This window comes from Bathymodiolus azoricus thioautotrophic gill symbiont, from assembly GCF_001298715.1.
Lineage (GTDB): Bacteria > Pseudomonadota > Gammaproteobacteria > PS1 > Pseudothioglobaceae > Thiodubiliella.
The window spans coordinates 1-1,638 of the sequence record NZ_CDSC02000475.1 but is presented as its reverse complement, the minus strand read 5'-3'; the positions used below and the strand labels follow the sequence as shown (position 1 = coordinate 1,638).

Here is a 1,638-nt window from a genome sequence, read left to right as displayed (position 1 = left end):
AGATTCTCCAAAATCCGCTGATTGAGTTCCGCTTCTTCTTCAAGTTGCCCCTCAAACTCGGCTTTCAGACTATTAAAGCGTTCGGCAAAATCAAAATCATCCACTTCTTCTGCCAAGCCCACATATCGCCCTGGGGTGAGAACATAATCCAGCTCTTTGACGCGCTCGATAGGGGTGGCATTGCAAAAACCTTTTATATCTTCGTACTTTTTATTAGAGTCATCTTCTGGATTGCGCCAATTGTGGTAGGTGTCCGTTATCGTTTGTATGTCATCGGGGGAAAGTTCACGGGTGCGACGATTGATTAAATGCCCCATATTGCGGGCATCTATAAACAGGATTTCGTCTCGTCTATCTCGAAACTTGCCATTAGCACGGTTACGGCTCAAAAACCAAAGTGATGCAGGGATTTGGGTATTGAGAAACAGCTTGGCAGGCAGGTTGACAATGCAGTCAATCAAACCCGCTTCGACCAAGGTTTTTCTAATCTCGCCTTCGCCCGATGTTTTAGAGGTCAACGCACCTTTTGCCAGTACAAAGCCTGCTTGTCCACTGGGGGTAAGGTGATAGATAAAGTGCTGTATCCATGCGTAGTTGGCATTGCCCGTGGGTGGTATGCCGTATTGCCAGCGACCGTCTTTACGCAGTAGATCACCACTCCAATCGCTGACATTAAATGGCGGATTGGCGATAATGTAATCGGCTTTGAGGTCTTTGTGAGTATCGTTTAAAAAAGATCCTTCGTTATTCCATTTCACCTGTGAGCTATCAATGCCACGAATGGCAAGGTTCATTTTAGCCAGTCGCCAAGTGGTTTGGTTGCTCTCTTGACCATAGATGGAAATATCGTTGATTTTGCCCTGATGATCCGCTACAAATTTTTCGGATTGCACAAACATCCCACCTGAACCACAACAAGGGTCAAGCACGCGCCCTTGGTAGGGCTCTAACATTGTAATTAATAATTCCACCACACTTCTGGGGGTGTAAAACTGCCCGCCTTTTTTGCCTTCTGCCAAGGCAAATTCACCGAGAAAGTATTCAAACACATGCCCTAATACATCGGCACTACGGGACTTGGCATCACCCAAGGTAATATTGCTAATCAGATCAATCAGTTCGCCCAAACTCGTGGGATCAAGGTTTTGTCGGGCGTAGACCTTGGGCAATACGCCTTTTAGGGAGGTGTTTTCTTGTTCGATGGCATCCATTGCCTCATCCACTGTTTTGCCAATGGTGGGTTGCTTGGCATGGGATTGCAGATGTGTCCAACGGGCATCTTCTGGCACAAAAAAGACAGTTTCGGCTTTGTATTCGTCCTTGTCTTCAGGGTCAGCCCCTGCATATTCACCTTCGCCTGTATTTAATTTGGCATATAACTCCTCAAAGGCATCGGAGATATATTTAAGAAAAATCAGTCCTAAAACAACATGCTTGTATTCGGCAGCATCAATATTTTTTCTGAGTTTGTCAGCCGATTTCCACAGTTGCTTTTCCAGTGGCTCTTCTTGTGCTTCTTTTTTCTTTGCCATTCTGTCTCCGTTTGTTTTGTTTGTTACTGGAAAGTGGTTGTTTTGAGGGGCTAGCTATTATTATAAAGACAAGATCTTTGCATAATATATGCATAATTGTCCAGTT

General features: G+C 44.9%; 1 protein-coding gene. It reads right to left on the bottom strand.

Annotated features, from left to right (window positions below; all coding sequences use genetic code 11):
* A partial coding sequence (locus BAZSYMA_RS08985; protein ID WP_090718260.1) for a type I restriction-modification system subunit M occupies positions 1 to 1,532 on the bottom strand: 1,532 nt, incomplete at its 3' end.
* Positions 1,533 to 1,638 lie beyond the last annotated feature (106 nt).